Annotated in this window: 18 protein-coding genes; 9 read left to right on the top strand and 9 right to left on the bottom strand. The window is 63.9% G+C overall.

The window, feature by feature from the left end; all coding sequences use genetic code 11:
• Nucleotides 1-5: 5 nt before the first annotated feature.
• The 3 genes from RCO24_RS06225 to RCO24_RS06215 all read left to right on the top strand — a co-directional run bounded on the left by RCO24_RS06225 (nucleotide 6) and on the right by RCO24_RS06215 (nucleotide 2,433).
• Nucleotides 6-710 carry an ABC transporter ATP-binding protein gene (locus RCO24_RS06225; protein WP_308960908.1) on the top strand — a complete coding sequence of 235 codons (705 nt, stop codon included), beginning with the start codon at nucleotides 6-8 and terminating at the stop codon, nucleotides 708-710.
• Nucleotides 710-1,915 carry an ABC transporter permease gene (locus RCO24_RS06220; protein WP_308960704.1) on the top strand — a complete coding sequence of 402 codons (1,206 nt, stop codon included), beginning with the start codon at nucleotides 710-712 and terminating at the stop codon, nucleotides 1,913-1,915. Before RCO24_RS06225 ends, RCO24_RS06220 begins: the two co-directional genes overlap by 1 nt.
• Nucleotides 1,916-2,037: 122 nt before the next feature.
• A complete protein-coding gene (locus RCO24_RS06215) occupies nucleotides 2,038-2,433 on the top strand; it encodes a hypothetical protein (protein ID WP_308960703.1) in 396 nt (131 codons plus the stop codon).
• Nucleotides 2,434-2,486: 53 nt separating this feature from the next.
• On the opposite strand, the gene RCO24_RS06210 is transcribed toward RCO24_RS06215, so the two are convergent.
• On the bottom strand, nucleotides 2,487-2,915 hold the full coding sequence (locus tag RCO24_RS06210; RefSeq protein ID WP_308960702.1) for a DUF1772 domain-containing protein: 429 nt from the start codon (nucleotides 2,913-2,915) through the stop codon (nucleotides 2,487-2,489).
• Between the two features lie 63 nt (nucleotides 2,916-2,978).
• Here RCO24_RS06210 and RCO24_RS06205 point away from each other — a divergent pair, with 63 nt between their 5' ends.
• Nucleotides 2,979-3,443 (top strand): MarR family transcriptional regulator, encoded by a 465-nt coding sequence (locus RCO24_RS06205; protein ID WP_308960700.1) that lies wholly within the window; start codon nucleotides 2,979-2,981, stop codon nucleotides 3,441-3,443.
• 95 nt (nucleotides 3,444-3,538) lie between these two features.
• Complete coding sequence (rfbD, locus tag RCO24_RS06200) at nucleotides 3,539-4,426, top strand: dTDP-4-dehydrorhamnose reductase (RefSeq protein ID WP_308960698.1); 888 nt, start codon at nucleotides 3,539-3,541, stop codon at nucleotides 4,424-4,426.
• A gap of 26 nt (nucleotides 4,427-4,452) precedes the next feature.
• On the opposite strand, the gene RCO24_RS06195 is transcribed toward rfbD, so the two are convergent.
• Nucleotides 4,453-4,794: a hypothetical protein gene (locus RCO24_RS06195; RefSeq protein WP_308960696.1), complete on the bottom strand. Its 342-nt coding sequence runs from the start codon at nucleotides 4,792-4,794 to the stop codon at nucleotides 4,453-4,455.
• 203 nt (nucleotides 4,795-4,997) lie between these two features.
• Between RCO24_RS06195 and arfB the strand changes: the two genes are divergently transcribed.
• On the top strand, nucleotides 4,998-5,420 hold the full coding sequence (gene arfB / locus RCO24_RS06190; RefSeq protein ID WP_308960694.1) for an alternative ribosome rescue aminoacyl-tRNA hydrolase ArfB: 423 nt from the start codon (nucleotides 4,998-5,000) through the stop codon (nucleotides 5,418-5,420).
• Between the two features lie 36 nt (nucleotides 5,421-5,456).
• Complete coding sequence (gene otnI / locus RCO24_RS06185; RefSeq protein WP_308960692.1) at nucleotides 5,457-6,233, top strand: 2-oxo-tetronate isomerase; 777 nt, start codon at nucleotides 5,457-5,459, stop codon at nucleotides 6,231-6,233.
• 45 nt (nucleotides 6,234-6,278) lie between these two features.
• Here the strand turns inward: otnI and RCO24_RS06180 are convergent, their stop codons facing one another.
• Nucleotides 6,279-7,088, bottom strand: coding sequence for an NAD(P)H-dependent oxidoreductase (locus RCO24_RS06180; protein WP_308960907.1), 810 nt, complete (start codon nucleotides 7,086-7,088; stop codon nucleotides 6,279-6,281).
• A gap of 95 nt (nucleotides 7,089-7,183) precedes the next feature.
• On the opposite strand from RCO24_RS06180, the gene RCO24_RS06175 reads away from it, so the two are divergent.
• Nucleotides 7,184-8,116, top strand: coding sequence for a LysR family transcriptional regulator (locus tag RCO24_RS06175; RefSeq protein WP_308960690.1), 933 nt, complete (start codon nucleotides 7,184-7,186; stop codon nucleotides 8,114-8,116).
• Nucleotides 8,117-8,209: 93 nt separating this feature from the next.
• Here RCO24_RS06175 and RCO24_RS06170 read toward each other — a convergent pair whose 3' ends face one another.
• The 5 genes from RCO24_RS06170 to RCO24_RS06150 all read right to left on the bottom strand — a co-directional run bounded on the left by RCO24_RS06170 (nucleotide 8,210) and on the right by RCO24_RS06150 (nucleotide 18,506).
• The gene (locus RCO24_RS06170) at nucleotides 8,210-9,280 is read right to left on the bottom strand and encodes a DUF3829 domain-containing protein (RefSeq protein ID WP_308960688.1); all 1,071 of its coding nucleotides are present in this window, start codon (nucleotides 9,278-9,280) and stop codon (nucleotides 8,210-8,212) included.
• 162 nt (nucleotides 9,281-9,442) lie between these two features.
• Nucleotides 9,443-10,435: a hypothetical protein gene (locus RCO24_RS06165; protein WP_308960687.1), complete on the bottom strand. Its 993-nt coding sequence runs from the start codon at nucleotides 10,433-10,435 to the stop codon at nucleotides 9,443-9,445.
• 54 nt (nucleotides 10,436-10,489) lie between these two features.
• Complete coding sequence (locus tag RCO24_RS06160; RefSeq protein WP_308960685.1) at nucleotides 10,490-14,596, bottom strand: M4 family metallopeptidase; 4,107 nt, start codon at nucleotides 14,594-14,596, stop codon at nucleotides 10,490-10,492.
• A gap of 106 nt (nucleotides 14,597-14,702) precedes the next feature.
• A complete protein-coding gene (locus RCO24_RS06155) occupies nucleotides 14,703-16,205 on the bottom strand; it encodes a M23 family metallopeptidase (protein WP_308960683.1) in 1,503 nt (500 codons plus the stop codon).
• A gap of 192 nt (nucleotides 16,206-16,397) precedes the next feature.
• On the bottom strand, nucleotides 16,398-18,506 hold the full coding sequence (locus RCO24_RS06150; RefSeq protein ID WP_308960682.1) for an AsmA family protein: 2,109 nt from the start codon (nucleotides 18,504-18,506) through the stop codon (nucleotides 16,398-16,400).
• A 388-nt stretch (nucleotides 18,507-18,894) separates the two neighbouring features.
• On the opposite strand from RCO24_RS06150, the gene RCO24_RS06145 reads away from it, so the two are divergent.
• The gene (locus RCO24_RS06145; protein WP_308960680.1) at nucleotides 18,895-19,581 is read left to right on the top strand and encodes a hypothetical protein; all 687 of its coding nucleotides are present in this window, start codon (nucleotides 18,895-18,897) and stop codon (nucleotides 19,579-19,581) included.
• A gap of 201 nt (nucleotides 19,582-19,782) precedes the next feature.
• Here RCO24_RS06145 and RCO24_RS06140 read toward each other — a convergent pair whose 3' ends face one another.
• Nucleotides 19,783-21,144 (bottom strand): TIGR03808 family TAT-translocated repetitive protein, encoded by a 1,362-nt coding sequence (locus tag RCO24_RS06140; protein ID WP_308960678.1) that lies wholly within the window; start codon nucleotides 21,142-21,144, stop codon nucleotides 19,783-19,785.
• Nucleotides 21,145-21,200: the final 56 nt, after the last annotated feature.

The following is a 21,200-nucleotide window of genomic DNA, read 5'->3' as shown; positions in this document are numbered from 1 at the left end:
AGGCCATGCCGCGCACGCCGCTGATCGAGTTTCGCGCCGTCACCAAGAGCTACGGGCGGGGCGACGCGACTGTGCACGCGTTGGCAGGGGTTGATCTCGTTATCGAGCAGGGCGAGTTCGTAGCGATCATGGGCCCGTCCGGTTCCGGCAAGTCGACGACGATGAATATCGTCGGGTGTCTCGATGTCCCGACGTCCGGACAATATCTGTTTCAGGGCGTTGATACCGGCGCTTTGTCGCGCAACCAGCGCACGCGGCTCAGACGCCACTTCCTCGGCTTCGTGTTCCAGGGCTTCAACCTTCTGCCGCGCACGACGGCGGTCGAGAACGTCGAGTTGCCTCTGATCTATCGCGGCCTCCAGCCCGCCGAGCGTCGCAAGCTCGCCATCAAGGCATTGGAGCGCGTGGGGCTTGGCGGGCGTGTCGATCATGGCTCGTCGGAGCTGTCGGGCGGTCAGCAGCAGCGCGTCGCCATCGCGCGCGCCATCGTGACGAACCCGCGTGTGCTGCTCGCCGACGAGCCGACCGGAAACCTCGATACCAAGACCAGCCGCGAGATTATGGAGCTGATCACCAGCCTCAACCGCGATCAGGGCATATCCGTCGTCATGGTCACGCACGAAGCGGACATCGCAGCCTATGCACGTCGCGTCATCCGCTTCGTCGACGGCAATATCGAAAGCGACGTCCTGAACCGGGAGGCGGCTTGATGTTTTTCGAAACGGTGAAGCTCGCCGTTCAGGCCATCAGCCGCAATGCGCTGCGCTCTGTCCTGACCGTTCTCGGCATCGTCATCGGCGTAGGGGCTGTTATCGCCATGGTGACCATCGGCAACGGCACCACCGCCAAAGTAACCGCCGACCTCGCCAAGCTCGGCACCAACCTCCTGTCGGTCAATCCGGGCCAGTTCGGACCCGGCCGCGCCAGCTCGGAAGCCAAGCCCTTCAACTATCGCGACGTGGAGGCGATGAAATCGCAGCTCCTCGGCGCCCGCGCCGTCGCGCCTCTCGCGCAGAAGACGGCGACGGTGATCTACGGAACCGAGAACCGCAGCACCACTGTCCTCGGCACCAGCAACGACTATTTCATCACTCAGGATTGGGGGCTGAGCGCCGGGCGCACCTTCCTGGATAGCGAGATGCGCGGTGGCCGCGCAGCTTGCATCATCGGTGAGACGGTCCGCTCGAAGCTGTTCGGCCGCGAGGCCTCGGTCGGAAAAAGCATCCGCGTCGGCAGCGTCTCGTGCGAGGTGATCGGCATCCTCGAGGCCAAGGGGCAGTCGAGCTTCGGCAGCGACCAGGACGATACCATCGTCATGCCGATCCGCACGCTGCACCGTCGCCTGGCCGGCAACACCAACATCAGCCGCATCTTCGTATCCGCGCGCAACGGCGGCGAAACCGCAAAGATTCAGCGCGACATCGAATGGCTGCTCCGCGAGCGCCGTAAGATCGCCCCCGGCAAGGAGGATGATTTCTCGGTTCACGACATGAAGCAGATCATGCAGGCGACGGCGGGCACGACGGCCATGCTGACCGGCCTCCTTGGCGCGGTCGCCGCGGTCTCGCTCCTGGTCGGCGGCATCGGCATCATGAACATCATGCTGGTTTCTGTCACGGAGCGGACGCGCGAGATCGGCATTCGCCTCGCGATCGGGGCGCTCGAAAGCCAGGTGCTGATGCAATTCCTGATCGAGGCCGTTTCGCTGTCGATATTCGGCGGCATCATCGGCGTGTTGCTGGGGCTCGGCCTCGCGTTTCTGGCGACGACGGCGCTGGGCGTGCCGTTCATCGTCAGTTCCGGGATTGTTATCCTGGCATTCGCGTTCGCGGCCCTCGTCGGCGTCGTGTTCGGCTACTTCCCGGCTCGGCGGGCGGCCCGCCTGGACCCCATCGAAGCGCTGCGCCATGAATGATATCGTTTAATAAACAGCGGATTCATAAGAGAAAAAGTTTAATCCGCCCACGTCGTTAACCTCTTATAAAGCGAATAACCTGAGGGTTCTGCATACGGGAGCAGAAAACTCGGGGACTTCCAATGGGCAAGCTTGCTGTCTTTATGGCGATGAAAAAGGACCTTGCGTTCGAGTACGAGCGTGAGTTGCGCGCTGTCCGCAATCTGATCCTTGGCACCACGCGCCTCTCCGGATCGGAGTACACGATCGATCTTTCAGCCTCGGACAGCTTTGTCGCGAGCAGCCGCGCCCGCGCCGCATTCGTTGAGGCTTTCAACGGCGTGATCCACGAGGCACTTTTGAAGTATGCCCACGATCTCGCACACGAGAGCCTGGAATATGGGATCGACCAGAGCGTCATCGGGAGCGCACTTGCCGGCACGCTCCAGATGCAGCCGCGCATCGTACGCGAGCCGCAAGCCGCTCCGGGCATGGTTTCTGACGGCAACAACACTGTCAGACTGGCTGTCTACGGCTGAAGCAGGTCGGCAAACGTCGGTCATGCCGGCAGCGGCATGAGAACGAGCGGACCTCAGTTCATCGCCCAGAGATAGGCGATCGTAGCGGCCACGCCGAGTGCGGTGCGCACAGCATGCAGCCGTCCCCATTTCTCGATCAGGCCGCGTGAGGCGCTGCCAGCCTCGTTTTCTGGGATGCCATTCAGCACGCCATTCGTCGGCATGATGCCGATGAGCGTATAGGGCCAGTTCGCCAGGATCAGCACGGCCCCGACCATCCAGCGCCAATCGCCGCTCTGCCAGGCCGCAAGCGCTCCAAGAACACCTGAAACAACCGCGAGGCTCGCCTGCATCGCGAAACCGCGCGCATAGCTCGGTTTCCATTGTGCGAGCAGGCCCCTGTCGTCGAGCTTGAGCCGGGCCGGCTGCTCGGAAAAGTTGATGTAGAACGCTGCATCTGCAAACGCGGCGGCGAGCACCAGCGCAAGCTGACCGATCAACATGATACGCATCTCCACGCATTGCAATATTGACAATATATTGTCGAGACGACTACTGTTTGTCAAATGACATCAGAGCCAGACATCTCCACCGCGGATGCGATGACCGCGCTGATCCTCCAGATTTTTCGCGTGAACGGCAGCTTGCTCGCGGTCGGCGACGGCTTGGTTTCAGACCTCGGGTTGACGAGCGCGCGATGGCAGGTGCTCGGCGCGATCGCCATGTCGCCTGCGCCGCTTCCCGTCGCCCACATCGCCCGCAATATGGGCCTCACGCGGCAAGCGGTGCAAAGGCTGGTGAATGAGATGGCGAACGACGGGTTCGTCGCGTTCGGCAGCAATCCTCACCATCAGCGCGCCAAGCTGGTACTGCTGACGCCGCACGGAAAAGCGGCCTACGCGTCCGCGATGAGGCGGCAGCGCCCGTGGGCGGAGAAGATCGCCAAGGGCCTCGCCCGGAAAGATATCGACGGCGCGCGTTCGACGCTCGCGGCGCTCGAGCTTCGCCTTTCGGACGCCGGTTCGACTTAAGAAAATTCGATAGAAGTGCAACCCGAGTTTCAATCGGATCTGCAAACGCTCTAGAATGCCATCACGTCGCCGTCATGCTGAGGCTTCTGGAAGTCATGCGACTATTGATTGCCGGATGGCACGGACAGGTTGCCCGCGCCTTGATCGAAGCCGCGCCGTCCTCGCCCCATGTCAAGGCGCTCGCCGCCGGGCGCCCGGCGCTCGACGTGCGCGACCCCCGCTCGGTTGAGCGTGCGTTCGGCGATCTCTCGCCGGATATCGTCATCAACACCGCCGCCTATACGGCCGTTGACCAGGCCGAGACCGACCCTGACGGCGCGTTCGCGCTCAATCAGGATGGCGCGAGGCTTCTCGCGCGCGCCGCCGCGCGCCGCAACGTGCCGGTCATCCATCTCTCGACCCACTACGTATTCGATGGCGCGAAGGAGGCGCCCTATTCCGAGAGCGATGCGCCGAACCCGCAAACCGTCTATGGGCGCTCGAAGCTCGAGGGCGAACGCGCGGTGATCGAAGCCAATCCGCACCACGTTATCATTCGCACCGGCTGGGTGTTCAGCGCTACCGGACGGAACTTTGCGACCAAGATCCTGGGGGCGGCCGCGTCAGGCGAAGCGTTGCGCGTCGTCAGCGATCAGCACGGCAACCCGACCTTCGCGCCGCATCTTGCCTCCGCCATCCTTGACGTTGCGCACCAGATTACGTCACGGCGCTTCGGAGATGGCATGTGGGGCACCTATCATGCGGCGGGCGCGGGCGTCACGTCCTGGCATCGGTTTGCCTGCGAGATCCTGGAGAAAGCCAGCAAGCTCGGTCGGGCTAGCGCACCGGTCGAGCCCATCGCCACCGCCGCCTATCCGACCCCCGCGCCGCGCCCCCACAACTCAGCGCTCGATTGCGCGAAGTTCGAGCGCGCATTCGGCCTTGCTTTGCCGCCTTGGCAGGAGGGCGCCGACGCCTGCGTTGAAACGATCCTGGTGTCCTAGATCATTCAGTGAAGAACAGGCCCGCTCTACCGTGCTTCGCCACGGCGCACGCGCAGCACGGCGCGGATCAGCATGGCTAGGAAGAGGACCAGGAGGCTCAGGAACGGAATGCTGAGCCAATTGGAAATCGTCACCTCTTGCGAGGCATCGATCACGCCGAAATGCAGCGCCAGTTTCACGGCGGCGGTCGCGCAAAGGGCGAGCAGGAACACGTTGCTGACCAGCATGAGATGCTTGTCCGCGCGGTAGTACTTGCTGAAAAAGCTGTGCTCCGGAGGCTTCGAGCCGGTGAACAGCGAGCCCAGAACGATGGGCAGCAGAACCACGGCCACGAAGCCGTTAATGATGAGATCGAACGTGTCGAGCATGGGGAAAGCTCCGTGCGAAGGGTGCCAATGTCGTTCGTTCATGACAAAGCCACCCGCGGCCGCTTGTCAGTTTCGGCTGGAACAGGCGGCCCAACCCAGGCCCGCATGTGACCGGCATGACGTTCCCCCTGCACAGCAGCAGAAACTCTGGTAGACCGAAGCGGCCGGTTTTGGCACCGCTCCCTTTGAGAAGCCATCTCACCATGCTGGAAATAACCGACGACCTGTCGATCGACGACCGCGAGCTGGAAGAGCGCTTCGTCCGCGCCTCCGGCCCCGGTGGGCAGAACGTAAACAAGGTCTCGACGGCGGTCGAACTGCGTTTCGATGTGCGCCACTCGGGCAGCCTGCCGCTCGCCGTACGCGATCGCCTCGTGCGCCTCGCCGGCCGCCGCATCACCGACGACGGTGTGCTCGTGATCAAGGCCGACCGCTTTCGCACCCAGGAGCGCAACCGGGACGACGCCCGCGAGCGCCTCGCGGAACTGGTGCGCAGCGCGCTGCATGTCCCGAAGAAGCGCGTCGCCACAAAGCCGAGCCGCGCGGCGCGGGCCCGCCGCGTCGACAGCAAGGTGAAGCGCGGTGGCGTCAAGAAGCTGCGTCAGTCACGCCCGTCTTTCGATTGACCGATCCCCGTTGAGACCCGATTGAGTAGTGCGACCATGCCCCGCTTCGCAGCGAACCTGAGCTTCCTGTTCACCGACCTTCCCTTTCTCGACCGGTTCGAAGCCGCCGCCAAGGCCGGTTTCAAGGGCGTCGAGTTCATGTTCCCCTACGCCGACACGGCGAGCGACATCCGCGAGCGCCTTGACGCCAACGGGCTCTCGCTTGTGCTGTTCAATCTGCCGCCCGGCCATTGGGACAAGGGCGAGCGCGGTTTCGCGGCACTCCCCGGCAGAGAGGATGAATTCGCCTCCGCAGTCGATCTTGCGCTGACTTACGCCGAGGCGCTCGATTGCCCGCGCCTGCATGCCATGGCGGGGCTGGTGACACATGGCGCGACGCGCGAGGCCTATGTTGCGAACCTCAAGCTCGCCGCCGATTGGGCGGCCCCGCTCGGCATCGACATCCTGATCGAGCCGATCAACACGCGCGACATGCCGGACTATTTCCTGACCCGTACGGCCGATGCGCGTGACGTGATCGCTGAGGTGGCCGAGCCGAACCTGGGCCTGCAATTCGATCTCTATCACCGCCATGTTTCGGAAGGCGGCTTGGAAGCTGCCCTCGCAGAGTTCGGCCCCCTTGCGCGGCATTTCCAGTGCGCCGATCCGCCCGACCGTGGTGAGCCCAGCACGCGCGAGATCGACTACACGAAAATCTTCCGCCTCATCGACGCCTCTGGCTACGAAGGCTGGATCGGCTGTGAATACAAGCCGCGTGGAGAAACGCTCGCCGGCCTGGGCTGGCCTGCCGCCTGCGGCGTCGCCCTCGGGTAGCCATTGCCCTCAAGCGGCAGGTGCCGCGTTGCAGGACGTCGCGCATTATCTTTCGGTGCTGGACGCATCCGTCAGAGCACGCAAATGCTGTGCGAAGCCGGATACGTTCGGGTCCCGGAGCTCGGGACGGAGTTGCAGGCTTGGGATCAGGTAGTCCCCGCCATTTTGGCGTCGATAGGCAATCGGAACGGTCGTCTCCAACGTCCGCATCCTGTCGCGCAGCGCCGAACTCACGACTTCGAAGCTCTGTGCATCGAGGCTATCCACCCGATAAGCGACAAAGGACGGCAAGACGTCGAAGCCGGGATAATAGAGAATCCCGTGGTTGATCGGGAATAGCAGGTCATCGATCGGCCCGTTGATTCCGCAGGCAGAGTAGTGCTCCTCCCAGCCGCCCGTGGTGACAATCACCATGGCGCGTTTGCCAGCAAATTTCCCTTCGCCGAAGCGGTCTCCCCAATGCCTGTCGCTGTGTTCACCGACGCCATAGGCAAAGCCATAAGCATAGACGCGATCAACCCAACCTTTGAGGATGGCGGGCATCGAATACCACCACAACGGAAACTGGAGTATGAGCGCATCTGCCCATAGGAGCTTCTGCTGCTCGGCCTTCACGTCTTCGGTAAGCGCATGGGCCGCAAAGGCTTCACCGGAAGCGCTGGCGACCTTCAGGCGTGCGTCCGGGGCCAGCGACGGAAAGTCGGACCGATCGACCTCGGATTTCCAATGCATGGCGTAAAGATCGGACACCTGCACCTCGTGACCCGCTGCTTCGAGTTGTCGGACGGCGACCGTGCATAGCGATGTTGCGAGAGACTGCTTTTCGGGGTGAGCGAAGACGAGAAGAACTTTCATGCAAATCGTCCGGTAGAAACTGACATCGATTTCCAAGCTAGTTCGGCTCCAAATATTCCGATACACGTGGGCAATGGATATGATTTTGCCGAAAAATGGATAGATCGGATATCTCACTCGAACGCATGCGAACCTTCGTCCGCGTAGCGGAGCGGGGGAATCTGTCGGCCGTGGCGCGTGAACTGGGAACGGGCCAATCGACCGTCACCCGTCATCTGCGCGAACTAGAAGCAGCCGTGGGCGCGCCTTTGCTTAGCAGAACCACTCGCCGCGTTGCGCTGACCGACGAAGGTCGCGGATACTACGCCCACTGTGTCCAAATTCTGCGCCTTGTCGAAAAGGCCACCGAGGAGGTGAGGGAAACGCGCGGCGCGCCAGCTGGCACGATCCGTATCTCCTGCACGGCAGCGCTAGGCGTCCTGCACATCGCGCGGCTGATCTTCGCGTTTCAGGAGCAATATCCCGACATCCGCATCGACCTCAGCCTCACGGATGAACGGATCGATCTTGTGAAGGAAGGCGTCGATATTGCTCTCCGCCTCGGCCCGCTCGTCGACAGCTCCAATAAGCTGCATCATCTTGGCGAAAGCACTCGCCTTCTCGTCGCTGCGCCAAGCTATCTCACCGTTCACGGCAGGCCGTCCAGCCCGCAGGATGTCTTGGCGCATGATGTTATCCGCATGTCGAATGTTGCGGGAAGCGACGTGCTTGATCTTAAGGGGCCGGATGGTCGCCGACATTCCATTCAGGTGAATGGCAAGCTGAGGATTGATCACGGACTAGCCGCAAGAGAAGCTTTCAAAGCCGGGCGGGGCATCGGCCCGGCGCATCGGTGGCTTGTCGATGACCTGGTTGCAAGTGGCGAGCTAAAAGTTCTGTTGCCCAAGTACGCACTTCCAACCACTCCCCTCAACATGCTCATCGTGCCGGAACGCGCCAGCGTGGCGCGCGTGCGGTTGCTGATCGATTATCTTGCCGTTGAAGCGGCGCGCCTGCCGGGAATCCGCAAAGGAACTGGAAAGCGCTGAACCGAAAAGCCGATCACCCTCGGATGGTTTCGCAAGTGTCGTTTGGTAGCCGCCAATGAGGGGTCGATAACTTCCACCGAATGAGTGTGCAGGCTACGGCAGAAACCTCAGCTGGCTGCCCCAGATCCCGTTACCCTCATTGAACAACTCGAAGTAGACCTCGGTGATCTGGACGACCTTGTGCCCACCGCCCTCAAACTCGTGGCCACCGCTCTGCTTGAGGGGCCCGTAAAAGTCTTGCAATAGTACCAGAAGCTTGCGCGGCAAGGGCTTCAGTTCATCGAACTCTTCGGGACTCTCTCCTGAGAAGCCGTCGAACGCCTCGACCGCCTTGGCATAGTGCTCCAGCGCCTCGCCATACCGCGTCACGTCGATGACGGCATCCTTTGGCGGGACTACTCCGGAAATGATCTGGTCGAACGCCTCGCCCGACGAATTGGGCCCTAAATTCGTGATCATCTCATCGAGAGTGTCGCTGTCGATCGGCTGTGGCCGCTGTCGCGGAAAAAGATCGATCACGCGATTGGCGTGATGCAAGACGTTGCCGGCGTGCCAGGCCGCCGTGCGACCCTGTTGCTTCTCCCGCGCCGCGACCTCTTGCTGCTCGACATCACGGGCGAAGGCGCGCAGTTCAGGCATCATCGCGTCGCGTTCGGCGAGAAAGGTCGTGGCGAGTGGAACCAACTGCTTGTGCAGCGCCTGCCCCTCGACGACCTTGTCGTCCTTGTAGTCTTCGCGGTCGTAGTAAGCGCTCGCCCTATTCATGAGCGGGGCCAATGCTTCATAGGCATCGATATAGCGCGTCATGGCTGCGTCGAGCTTCGGAGTGCTGGGTTCTTTACCGGCTGCCGCGCGAGCCTCTTTCAAAGCGCCGTCCAAATCGGAAAGATCGTACATGCCGTAGGAGATGTAGCGCTCCTTGCCGGTCGGCCCGATCTTCATATTGACCCAGCTCGCATAGCGGTCCCAGGACTCGACGGCGCGCTCGGTATTTTTGGCGACCTCGATGTACGCGTTCGCCTTCTCGAGCGCAGCCTGAACGTCCTGTGCCGATGCGCTCTGCACAGGCGCGCTGAGCGCGCCGGCCGATCCGGCGACGAGAATAAGGGTCCGTGTGAGGCCTGGGAGAGCGGGGAGAGTTAGGCCAATCCGTGATGCACGCATGAGCAAACCTCGCCAGAAAATGCCGACGCTCCGCGGAATCGCAAAACGTCATTCTAATCCAGAGGTGTCCACGCATCTCGGCGCGGGGCTGTTACGTGGGGAACAGCGCTCACCCGTCTCTGAGCGATCTGCTTCCGGAGTCCGGTGGGAGTTCCAAGTGCGCTAAGCCGGTGGTGCCACGGCGCCGCTCTCGACCAGCCCCTTCAGCATCACCGCCGCACCACATTGCTTCGAGACGGCGTTGGCATCCCACACGTTGTCGGCCACAAACTTGCCCTTCGTGTACTGGTTCGAGAAGCTCCAGAGATACGGCGTGTTGATCTTGTAGAGCAGGCGGCTGCGCCAGCCGTTGTAGGCTTCCCAGCGATAGAGCATGTGCGCAAGCGTCCACTCCGGCTTCTCGTCGAGCTTGTCGTAGCGAAGCGCATCGACCGCGCTCGATACCCAGTCGGACGGCGGCAGCCATTGCGCCGGCCGGCCCTTCGGCACCTGTACGGTTTTCTTCTTGAGCGGGTCACCGTTATGCAGATGCGACTGCATGTCGAAGCCGCATTCCATGCCGTGAATGATCGCGACGAAGTACCAAGGCACACAGGTCTCGTCGAACACCTGCTCGTAAGCCTTGCGACGCGTCGGATCGGTAATCTTGGATACGTACCACATCACTTCCGAGCGCTTGTCGGCCTTGATCTCGCAGGACGCAAACAGCTTGTTGTAGTCGTCCTTGATGGCGTCGAACTGGGGAGCCGTGATCGCGGTCGCCTGCGGCCCCTCCGGGATGTCGCGCGGCGCGCGCTCGGCATTGCGCGCTGTCCGCAGAAGTTCGGAGGCCCGGTCGAGCAGGCTGTCGACGTCGGTCGAGGTCACGCCGCGCGCGTCGGGAGCCGAGGCGCTGACACTATCCATGAAGTCGACGATGGCGGGCTGGACCTCGTTGAAGTCCTCGGATGCGGAAGAGGGAGCGAGCCCCATGCGCGGCACCGAGAGGCCGAGCCGCGTCGCTTCTTCAGAGAGGTTCGCGAGCGACGACCAGGTCCCGCCGTAGCGTTGCGCCCGCGCGGGCGTCACGCCGATGAGGCCGCCGGCAAACGGCGCCGCCATCGCGGCCGCGAGACCTGCGCTCACCTGGCGGCGGTCGAAAGTGCCCCGTGTCATGCGTGTTCCCTTCGTCATTCGTACGCGGCCAACGGCCCTGTCTATCTGTTCGGCTCAGCTCGATGGCACTTCGAGCCCGACCGCACGCTGCGATGCGACGACCTGCTCACAATCCGATTGGATAAGCCCGCCGATTCCACCGCTTGCGAGTTCGAAGCAGCCCTCGACGAACGCATTCGCTGCCTGCGCCAGGTTCGAGCTCTGATTGAGGCCCACCGTCATGGCGCGATAGGTGACGCGCGCGAGCTTGTAGCGCCCGATGCCGGTCACCGTCACGCCGCGATGGGTTCCGCCTTCCGCGATCAGGTAGGCGAACTTGTTCAGGATGCCGCTGTTGAAATGCACGCACCCGTTATCCTGGTAGGCGGTCGAGCCGCACTGCTGGTCGTCGGGCGTCAGCACCTCGGAATAGTGGTCCGGCTGTCCGCGGTTGGCGAGCGAGAAGCGCGCCGTCCGGTCGAACATCGATTTGTTGTTGATATCGCGGAGATTGGGATCCGCAAGGCTACGCAAGGGGGCGGTGACGGAGAACCCCGGTGAGGATTCGCCGATCAGCCAGTTACCGCCGTCTCCCTTCGCGTCGAACTCGATCAGCGCGCCGAAGATGTCGGCGAGCGCTTCGTTCACCGCGCCCGGTTCGTTGAGATAGAGCAGGTTCTTCTCGTGTGCGATGATCCCGTGGGTCATCTCGTGGGCGACGATGTCGAGCGCGCCTGCATAGCCGGGGCCATACACCATCACGTTGCCCTTGGGGCAGTCGTAGGATTTGGTCGTGCACCAATAGGCGTTCTGCGTCCGCCCGTGCCGCACGTAGGCTTCGAGCGGCGATCCGCCTTGCCCGGCGTTGTCGTCGAAGCCGTCGCGCCCGAACGTCAGGAAGAAGTAGTCGCGCACGATGCCTGCGTTGCGAAAGGCGACCAGCGCTTCCGGCGCGAGCGTGTCAGAGCGCTTGCGCGTTTCCTCGTCGATCCCGATCGACCCCGGAAACGTCGTCGTCTGCGCCAGATCGTAGACCCTGCGCAACATGCCCGAGGGTTGATCGCGATAGTAATAGAAAGCCTCGCCCGTATTCGCATCGACGAAGATGCGGAACGAGTCGATGGAGACCAGCCAGGAAAGACGCGTCGGTCCGCCCTTCGCCTTGCCGACGATGGCAGGGTCGAACACGATGAGGTCAGGCTTCTTGACCTCGGCCTTGCTCGGGTCGGGCGCCAGCGGGAAGGCGCGGGAAGCATCCGGCGCGCTGCGCAGCACGTCGGTGAGCTTGGCGCGCGCCGCTGCGATCGCTTCGCCCTCCGCGATCTTCGGCTTGGTGTCGTCGAGCGCGACCGTCGAGATCGTGCCGCTGAACTTCGTGACGCCGAGCGAGCGATCGACGTTGAGCTTCGCCGTCGATCCGAACACCGGTACGCCATCGACTCGCTGCTCCACCTGCGCGACGTAACGGTCGGGGAAATCGGGGTCCTTGCGCCGTCCGATATATTCGGGCTTCGCGCTCTTGTTTTTTGAGGGATAGAGCGAGCTCAGGCCGCCGGTGCCGAAGTAGGCTTCGACGGCGCGCTTGGTCTCTTCTTCCGTCTGCTCGCGCCCGCCTTCGGCTGCGCCGATCGAGGGCGAGCCGGAGCCCGGTTGCGGCGAGAGCCCGGTGACCGTCGTCGGAAGGCCCGTCGCGGGATTGATCGTCACCCGCAGGTTCGGATGCGTCTTGCGCAGCTCCTCGACGGCACGCTCCACTTCGGCGCGGACAGCCTTGGTATCGCTGTTGGCTTCCGCCGCGGCGGCTGGGCTCGCACCCGGGGCCGCGGTCACGAGCGGGGTCGAGCTTTCGCCGTTCGCGGCCGGCTGTACCGTGGTGCCGTCTGCAACCGTGACGCCCGTATTGATGAGCCGGCGACATTGCGTGATCGGTTCGGGCGATGATTCCGCCACCGCATAGATCGCGGGCGGTGTCGAAAGCCCGACCGATGCAACCGCCGTCGCGAACGGTGTTGCCGTGTCCGACCACAGGAATTCGAACGCCGCGAGATCCGTCCGGTCCGATCCAGCGAGCTTGCGAGCGTCCTTCGGCGTAAGCGCGCCGTGGCCGCTGCCGTTGAGATCGATGCGCGGCCAGAAGCATTCGTTGTCGTCGATCACGCCGTCGCCATTGAGATCCTCGGTGAACGCGGTGTTGGCGGTCGCGGCGCTGGAAAGCGTCGCGAGCTGGCGCGAGAAGATGGCGAGATCGCTGGATCCGACGACGCCGTCGCCATCGAGATCCGCAAGCTTGCGCACTTCCTCCGGCGCGACGGCGGCAACCGCCTCCAGGGCATCGATAGCGGGGGCTCGGGTTTCGCCGTTCTTGGGTGCTGTCGCGCTGGTTCGCAGGATCTCGGCGATTTCGGCGGGGGATTTGCCCGGCGCGAGCTCGAACAAAATGGCCGCCAGCGCAGCGACGTGCGGCGCCGCCTGCGAAGTGCCGCTGCACACGCCGAGCGGAAGCTTGTCTGCCGAAAGCGTGCTCATGATGTCGACGCCAGGAGCCGCCACATCGCCGCCGACGTTGGAGAAGTCGGCGCGCTTGCCGTCGCGGTCCACCGCCTCGACGACGACGATGTTCGGCGGGCTCTCGCCGGTCGCCGAATCTTGTGTGCCCGCCCACGCGAACGGCGAGGCCCATTTTGCAGCGATCGGCGTGGTGCGGCCTTCGGAGTCGTTGCCGGCCGCGACGACGAACAGGACTTGATCCTGCACGCGGCTCGCCATCAGCCGGATCAGGTTGGCTTGATGCATCACGTGCAGCGCGAGGCCGGGAACCTCTTCCGGATCTTCGTCGCCGAGCAGGTTGCTCGCGACGAAATTGTAGCCGAGGCTGATGTTGATGACCTTGAGATTGTCCGGCTGGATGAGGTTGGCATAGACGTAGTCGAGCGTCTTCGCGAGCACGTCGTCGAACAGCAGCGCGTGCACCTGCCAGCCTTCGTCGACGCCGACCACGCCGGAATCACCGACGATCTTGTCGTCCACGGCAACGGCATCCATGCGCGCGCCCGGAATGATGCCGTCGATACCCGGCTGTTCGCTGCGCTGCGCGCCAATGATGCCGGCGACATGCATGCCGTGGTGCGTGCCACATCCCGCCGTATGATAGACGAGCGGCTTCACGTTCTGCATGGAAGCGAACGGTACCAGCGGATCGGCGGCAAAGCCGCCATCGACGATGCCGATCTTGGGCCGCTTCGCATCCGGGTGCGCCTTGCGGTATTGCGCCAGCACGCTCCATACGGGCGGCAGGCGGATGGCCTTGAGTCCCCAGTTTCCGTCCTGATCGTCTCCGGCATTCCAGCGCCAGCTGAACACCTCGTCGCCGACGGTGATGCGCGCGCCTTGGCCCTTCGGCAGGTTCTTGGCCTCCATCGTCGTGTTGACGAAGGCACCGTCGACGGCCTTTTCACGCCGGATCTGACGGATCAGAGGCGGTTCGAGGATGTTCTGCAGCTGCGCCTTGCTGTCATTGGGTGCGGCCCCCGGTGCCGTAGTCGTCGGGGCGGGTACGGCGCCGGGCGGCACTTTCCCGTCAACCTCCACGGTGATCACGCCGAGCGGCGCGATCATCTTCGTGATCTTGAGATTGTATTTCTTGAGCAGCGCTTCGATGTCGGCATCGGTTGCCGTCGGCTTCAACTGAATGACATAGCTGTTGGGCTTCGCGATCGGAACCTTGCGGCCGACGTGTTCCACCGGTGCGCCGGTTGGCGAGCGCGTGCGCCGCCATGGCGGTTGCCACCGCGAGCTGTCGGCCCAGGCCACGCGATCGGCGGTATTGGCGCCTTCGGACGTTGCGTCCGCCGCAGGCGCTTCCGCATCCGTTCCGAGCTTCGAGGCGACGAATGCAAAGATCGAGCTGCCCCACGAGCTGGCATCCGAGCGCTTGGCATTGGTGTCGGCCGGTTTCTTGGCTTTGCTGTCGGGCTCGACGTAGATGAAGTCGTCCTTGCCGCTGCTGCCGCCGGACGGGGACGGCTTGGGAGCCTGCTTCTGCTTCGGCGCGAACTTCTCCTCGAGCGAGCGCTGCAGCCGGTCATACTGAGACGGCGGCAGTTGCGCCTGCGCTGTCGACAAGGCCGGCACGGTGAGCGCCATGAGCACCGCCGCGATGAAAGCTGGCGTATGTCTCGGCATTTTTGCTGCTCCTAACTCGTACAAAAAGCGTCATCGTGATGGTCGGAGTGCTTCCGGAAAAGTGTGAAGCGGTCTCCCGATAAGAAGCACGGCCCTCGGTCATGACCTAAGGGCCGGTAGCCCAGTTCCACCAGTTGTTCCAGTTGCCCTTGGCCGTGTCCCACCAACCCTTTTGCGCGGTGTCGGGCTGAGGAGCAGGTGTAGGCGCGGGCGTCGGAGCCGGTTTTGGTTCCGGCTGAGGCGCGGGTGTTGGTGTCGGCGCAGGAGCCGGTTCCGGTGCTGGCGTCGGCGCGGGTTCGGGTTGCGGCGCAGGCTCCGGCTGTGGAGCGGGCGTCGGTTCCGGCTGCGGCTCGGGTGCCGGTGTCGGCTCGGGCTGCGGGGCGGGCTCCGGTGTCGGCGTGGGTTCCGGCACGGGTGTCGGTTCGGGCACCGGCGTCGGAGTAGGTGTTGGTTGTGGCGTTGGCGCCGGAGCGGGAGTCGGCTCGGGTTTCGGCGTCGGGGCGGGAGCAGGCGTCGGCTGCGGGGGCGCGCCGATTTCAAGTCCCGCGTCCACGATCAGATTGCCGTTGGCGTCGATGCCGGGATCAAGCCCCTTCGCGCGCCTCAACGCGGCGATCAGCGACGGGAACGTCGGCACGTAGACCTGTATCGTCTTGTCGCCGACCTTGATGCGCTGGCGCACCTGCAAATGCAGATGCAGGCTGGTCGCGATTTTACCGCCCATGTAGCGCGAGACTTTGCCGAGCACCTGGCCTTGCTTGACCTTCGAGCCCGTTTTCACGGTGATCGATTTCGGATGCATGTGGAGGTAGTAGAAGTCCGTGCCGTCGTCGGTCTTGAGCTGCACGGTCGTGTTGCTCGTGACGTTGACGATCGTGCCGTCAGCGACCGCTACGGCCTCCCAGTAGTTGTCCTTATAGCTCGGCGGGCGGATGTCCTGGCCCTGATGGCCCGCGCCGCCCGGGCACAACGGCATGTCCCAGCCGCGCACTTCGCAGTAGTTGTCGCGCTGCTTCATGGGATCGTAGTTGCGCGGATCGCTGTCGCTGCCGCCGGCTGCGCCTTTGCCGTTCCAGCCGCCGCCGCCGTATCCCCAGATCTGGGAGTTCATGTGCGGAAACTGACCGGCACCGAGCTTCAGCGGAAAGATGATGTTCGGCATGTAGACGAACCGGTCCGCGCGCCCGCGGCCCTGGTCACGGTCGAACAGGCTTCCCGGCGGGTAATAGGCAAAACCAGCTTGATCGGTCGTCGTCCCACCGCCTGTTCCTGTACCGGTATCCGTGCCGGGAGGCGTCGTCGTGCCGCCGTCGGTGACCGGCGGTGTCGGCGCCTGTCCGTCGACGGGCGGCAGCAGGCTGCAACGCGCGAGCTGAACCGCGTCGTTGCCGGTATCTTCGCTGAGGCACGGAGCAGCCGGCGGAGTCCGTCGCTGTTGTCCGTTGAACTGAGGTCCGAGGCTCGGCCCCGCGATGCTCTGGATCAGAGCGTACGTCGCGATATCACGCCCGAACACCGGCGAAGGGCTCGCTGCGATGGCACGGTCCTGAGCGGGCAGGTGAGCGAAGGCCGCTAACGCTGCGCCCCCGATCGCGGGAATGACCCACAACGCAACTCCACGAGTAGTCCTCACGCAACGTCCCCCGTATCCACTGCAGCATTCGAGTGCATTTGGATCCCGCGCCGGATAATGCCCAATGTGGCCAGAGCTGGCAACGGACGCCCCCAAACTGCTTCCGGATATTCAGGAGCCGGATCTCCAAAAAAGAATGCGTTCGATCAAAGCCTTGCGAAGTATCCCTTAAGGAGAAGCCTCGGCCGGAAGCAAAGATTCCAACATGCGCCGTGCCTCTGGCGTAAGTCTGTCTTGCGGCAAATCGGCGGCAAGCACGCGCCGAATCGCAGCCTGAACGTTGACGGGTGGCGCTTCCGGGGCGGCCGACAGCTGCTGCGGTCCACCGACCCCGGGTGCCGCCGAGAACAGCCCGCCCCAGTCGATGCCGATCGATGGCTTCGCCCAGTCCCCCGAAATGCGCACCGGGATCGGGAACGCTGTTGGCGGAGGAATGGCCTTCACCCGGATTTCCTGATTGAGCTTCTTGTTCGGAACGTTGACCGTACCGGCCGAATTGATCTCGACCTCCGAGCCACCCACCGAAAGCCCGGGCTGGCTGCGCAAAATTCCCTTCTTGATGTCGTACTGCGCTTCGAGCTTTTGGAAGCCGGTGCGCATGGCGAGATCGAACTTCCAGCTCTTCCACCACTCGAAGATCATGCGCCGCACGTCGAAGCCGCGCAGCGCGCCCTCGCCCATTCGAAAATGCGCTTTTCCTTCCAGCGTCGACGTGAGTTGGCTCTGGTTCTGTCCGGCGGCCGTCGCCGAGATCTCGACGTTCGACGTTCCGGCCAGCAACGGCTTGCCGGTGATTTCGGTGACGATTGGCTCGGCGGCGACGTCCGTCAGGTTCAAGTTGAGGGCTGCGCGCGGCGGGGAAGCCCGGCTGTCGAGATTGAGCTTGCCCGTCGCCTTGCCGTCACCCACGGCCAGTTCGTCGAGATTGGCGTCGAGCACGCCGTCGGTGATGGCGGCTTTGACCCGGGCCTGTTTGAGATCGAGCGCGCCGTAAGTGACCGCAGCGGCGCTGATCGCGAGATCGAGATCGAGGCTACTGAGGGATTTGAGGTTGAAAGGCTGCTCGCTCCATCCGAGTGTCGCCGGCGCGGCACTCGCGAGCGCCTCGGCCTGTGCGGCGGCTTGTGGCCCGCGTTCGAGCGTATTGAGGTCGTCGAGAAGCTGCTGCCACCCGGCCGTGACCTGCGGTTCGAACGCGGTCGGCACGGTTTCGGGCGCAAGCGAGGTTCGGCCCTGCGTTTTCACGATCCGTCCGAGATCGACATGCTCGCTCGCGAGCGTGCCCGAAAGCTTGGGCCGCTGCCCCCCGAGATCGAGTACGCCGTCGAACCGGCTGCTCGTGGTGTTGATCATCACGTCGGTTTCCGCGAACGTCACGTCGCGTGTCGTGGCCAGGATCCTGCCTTCGAGCGAAGTCTTGAGCGGCTCGCCGGAGACGGTCGTATCGGCGCCGAGCCAGCGCGCGAGTTCGAACAACGATGACGTGGAGGCGCTGACATCGCCTTTGAACTCGGCAGCGGCCGAGAACTGCGCATCGCCATCGACAGAAGCCTTGAGCGGGCGCCCGTCGATCGAGGCCTTGAGGGGCGAGGTTTTGCCGCCGATCACCGCATTGAAGTCCGCGAGCGCGACGTCGAAAACGACGGTTTCGGCATTTGCGATGAACGAACCCTTGCCGGCGAGGGAGCCAGCCACCTGATCGAGCGTCTGCACGGAGTTGATGGCGCTTGCGGCGCGCTGCGCGCCGGTCTTAGCGCTTTGGAAGGTGAGCGTCCCATTCTCGATCGTCGAAACCGGCGGAAGGCTCAGCTGCGGCCCGCCGCTGACGGTGCCCGTTGTCGTGAACACCCAGTTCCGCGTGCCGTTTGCATCTTCCTCGAGAGCGAACACCGGCTTGATGAGTGCGACGCTATCCGTCCGCACCCGGCCTTTCAGCAGCGGCAGCAGGTCCACGGTGGCTTGGACGGTTTCGGCCTGGAACACGTCGCGCGCGGGCATCCCCTCGGGGTTCGAAACCGCGACCTGGTCGAAGGCGACATCGAGCTTCGGTCCAAGCTTGAGGCGCATGCCGCCGATCGTGACCTTGCGGCCGATGGACTCGCCGACGCTCTTGGCGAGCTGATCCTTGATGATGCCGAGTGGCGGGAAGATGAGGAGAAGCGCGATCGAAACGACGGCGCCGATCAGGATGGTGCGAAAAATCCGCCAGCCTCTGCCGGATTTCTTTGGCGCGTCGGCTGAGGACGCGGCGGCGGGCGCTCCGGGATCGGTGGCCATGCGGGTCTCCACGCAAAACGTTTCGACCACGATCATGCCGCAATGGGCTGAACCCATGAGGGCATCAGATCAGAGTGCGCCGGGCGAGACTACAGCGCGGCGGGCAAGCCTGATGCATCGTGGCCCTCCCCCCACGGGAGCAAGGCTAAGAGGGGCATACTATCTTGCGCGCGGCCGTTCAACCTGCACCCGCCTCCTCGCGCATACGGGTGTCGCGGCGTTGCCCGCGGGAGACGCTTGGCGCCGACGGACTTGATCGTGAACGCGGCGGCCGGGTAATGTCGGCCCCGAACGGCCCGCCGCCAGACCGACACCTTGAGCCGCGAGCTCGAGACCGGCAGTTCGCGGAGCAGACGAATATCCAGCTGCGTAAACAAGGAAGTGCCACATGACGATTGAGGACAAGTCTTCGCATGTGCGCCGCGCCGCTGTTCCGCAATCGAGATCCTTCGCCTGCGTGGCCATGATGGCAGTGGCCTGCCTGGGCGCTGGCGCCGTGGCGGCGGCCGACAACCTCATCGCCGTGCAGTGGACAGATCCCGAGATCAAAAGCTTTGTCAGCGCAAACGCGGCCAATCCGCCCCGCTCTCTCGGGCCGACCGCCGATGATCAGCTTGCGAAGCTGAAGCTGCCGGTGCTGGCATTCGATGCAACGCCGGGGGTTGCGGAAAACACCTTCCGTATCGGCCCGCGCCCGGCGACCGAGCGCGATGTCGTGATGAATGAGGCGGATCCCGTCTGGTACCAGATCGTCGAACGCTACGGCGACGTGACGGTTTCGGTCTCGGCCGATCTCAGGGTGCAGCACGCGTTTCCGTCGAACTATCCAATATATCAGAACGAAAGCCGTGGGGCCGCGCCGCAGGCAGGCCCCGCCGTCTCGGTCTTCGACGATCGCAACGAAGGTGGCGAAGAAGGCCTGCTGGCCGAGTACACCATCACCAAGTTCGGCGTGCCTTACACGGTGACGGTGGAATGCACCGACGAAGCCAAGGACCAGTGCCGCGACACCACCCAGATCGCGAAAGACAGCGAGCTTCTGAAGCTCATCCGCGCAACCCCGCCCACGCCGTAGCGCTCATCCGGTAACGTCCTCGAACAAGTTGCGCCCGATGTGTGCCGGCTGATGCCCGCCTGGACCCCGATCTTCATCGGGGTGACATTGATTTAGTGGACGCCGATAGCCCAATCACCACCGTCACCCCGGCGAAGGCCGGGGGCCAGACACGCCGGTTGCGTGAATGCGAGTTCTCTGAATGAACGCGTAAGCGGCGCCTTACACCGCGAGGTTTCCGCGCAAGGTCACGCGTCCAGCAATGCCATCGGACAAGGCGAGATCTGGCCCGTGCGGCGTGCCGTGATCCATCGCGCGGATGGCGCCGTCCCGCGCCCCCGAAATCGTGTTCTGGCTGACGAGAGACGCACCCGCCGCCGCGTCAGATGTCACGAGAATGCCGACGGCTGCGTTCCGGATCAGGTTTCCCGTGATTGCCACGTCGCGCAGATACGGTCCCCACCCGGCGATGATCCCCGCGGTCGGTGCGCCTTCGATGACGTTTCCGGAAACCGCTGCATCCGCCTCGATGCCGATCCCGACGCCGCGCTTGTCGACGGGCTCGTGCTCGCGCCGTTTGAGGTTGCGAATGAGGTTTCCCTGCACCACGGCGAGCCTGCCGCCTTCGTTGAAATTCGTGACCGCGATTCCGCTTGCCGCATCTGCGACGAGATTGTTCGCGATCAGCGCGCCCTCGAAGCCGAATTCCGCATAGAGCGCCACTTCGCCGATGCCGCGGCATGCGTTGCCGACCATCTGGATGTCGTTCGCCGCATTGCCCCGGATCGCGGAATACGCGCAGTCCCTGATCTGGTTTGCTGAGACGAGCACACCGCCCGCGCGATAGACGTTGATGCCGTTGCCGTTCTCGCCGCTGCCGCCACCCTTCGCGGCGATCCGCTCGATGCGGTTGGCGCTGATCAGGCTGCCGTCATCGCCCGCGCTGCTGCGCCAGATCTGGATGCCATTGTTGGCGCAGTCGAGAACGGAGTTGTGCGAGACGTCGAGCCCGAGGGCGTCCAGGCTCATGAGGCCAGCCTGCGACATCTCCCGTATCGAGCAGTCCGTCACGGACCCGGACGAACGCGTGAGCGCGATCCCGTTCAGGAGCCCGCGCCGGACGTCGAGATCCCGAAGGGAAAGATCCACGCAATCTTCAAAGGCAATGAGGCCGCGCGCGCGGTTGGCGTCCATGCCGAGCAGGTTGCCATCGATGACGAGCGCTTCGAGCCGCACTCCGGCCGCGCCCCGCGCGGTCAGGAAGGCCTCGCCGCCGGTGAACTCGAGCACCGTCTGGCGCGAGGCGCCGATGAGACGGGTATTTGGCCGAAGCTCGAGATGCCCAACCCGGAAGCGCCCGGGCGGAAGCACCAGCGGGATGCCACGCTCGGCCGCCGTGTCCACGGCGATCTGCAACTCGGTCGTTTGATCGGACCCGTCGACAGGGGCGATCATGGGCAAGGAGCCGGGCGCTTCGCTGGCCTGTGGACGCGGCCCCGCAACGGCCGTCGCGCTGAGGCCTGCAGCGGCAAGGCCGGTCGAGACCAGTCCGGTCGAGAGAAGTGTGCGGCGGTCGAGAGGCATGAAGGGCGGCTCCAGAGCCCGATCGTTCGAGACGCGAGCGCAAACGCGGATCATGC

The organism is Hyphomicrobium sp. LHD-15 (genome assembly GCF_031157355.1).
In the GTDB taxonomy this organism is placed as follows: Bacteria; Pseudomonadota; Alphaproteobacteria; order Rhizobiales; family Hyphomicrobiaceae; genus Hyphomicrobium_C.
Note: the sequence above shows the minus strand (reverse complement) of the source record. Positions and strands in the feature narration are given on the sequence as shown.

Excerpts from the sequence above, each read along its gene's own strand:
- RCO24_RS06150 (WP_308960682.1), bottom strand. The coding sequence starts at position 18,506 with ATGGCCACCGATCCCGGAGCGCCCGCCGCCGCGTCCTCAGCCGACGCG.
- RCO24_RS06165 (WP_308960687.1), bottom strand. The coding sequence starts at position 10,435 with ATGACACGGGGCACTTTCGACCGCCGCCAGGTGAGCGCAGGTCTCGCG.
- rfbD (WP_308960698.1), top strand. The coding sequence starts at position 3,539 with ATGCGACTATTGATTGCCGGATGGCACGGACAGGTTGCCCGCGCCTTG.
- otnI (WP_308960692.1), top strand. The coding sequence starts at position 5,457 with ATGCCCCGCTTCGCAGCGAACCTGAGCTTCCTGTTCACCGACCTTCCC.
- arfB (WP_308960694.1), top strand. The coding sequence starts at position 4,998 with ATGCTGGAAATAACCGACGACCTGTCGATCGACGACCGCGAGCTGGAA.
- RCO24_RS06225 (WP_308960908.1), top strand. The coding sequence starts at position 6 with ATGCCGCGCACGCCGCTGATCGAGTTTCGCGCCGTCACCAAGAGCTAC.
- RCO24_RS06210 (WP_308960702.1), bottom strand. The coding sequence starts at position 2,915 with ATGTTGATCGGTCAGCTTGCGCTGGTGCTCGCCGCCGCGTTTGCAGAT.
- RCO24_RS06195 (WP_308960696.1), bottom strand. The coding sequence starts at position 4,794 with ATGCTCGACACGTTCGATCTCATCATTAACGGCTTCGTGGCCGTGGTT.
- RCO24_RS06140 (WP_308960678.1), bottom strand. The coding sequence starts at position 21,144 with ATGCCTCTCGACCGCCGCACACTTCTCTCGACCGGACTGGTCTCGACC.
- RCO24_RS06215 (WP_308960703.1), top strand. The coding sequence starts at position 2,038 with ATGGGCAAGCTTGCTGTCTTTATGGCGATGAAAAAGGACCTTGCGTTC.
- RCO24_RS06145 (WP_308960680.1), top strand. The coding sequence starts at position 18,895 with ATGACGATTGAGGACAAGTCTTCGCATGTGCGCCGCGCCGCTGTTCCG.
- RCO24_RS06205 (WP_308960700.1), top strand. The coding sequence starts at position 2,979 with ATGACATCAGAGCCAGACATCTCCACCGCGGATGCGATGACCGCGCTG.
- RCO24_RS06160 (WP_308960685.1), bottom strand. The coding sequence starts at position 14,596 with ATGCCGAGACATACGCCAGCTTTCATCGCGGCGGTGCTCATGGCGCTC.
- RCO24_RS06170 (WP_308960688.1), bottom strand. The coding sequence starts at position 9,280 with ATGCGTGCATCACGGATTGGCCTAACTCTCCCCGCTCTCCCAGGCCTC.
- RCO24_RS06220 (WP_308960704.1), top strand. The coding sequence starts at position 710 with ATGTTTTTCGAAACGGTGAAGCTCGCCGTTCAGGCCATCAGCCGCAAT.
- RCO24_RS06175 (WP_308960690.1), top strand. The coding sequence starts at position 7,184 with ATGGATAGATCGGATATCTCACTCGAACGCATGCGAACCTTCGTCCGC.
- RCO24_RS06180 (WP_308960907.1), bottom strand. The coding sequence starts at position 7,088 with ATGAAAGTTCTTCTCGTCTTCGCTCACCCCGAAAAGCAGTCTCTCGCA.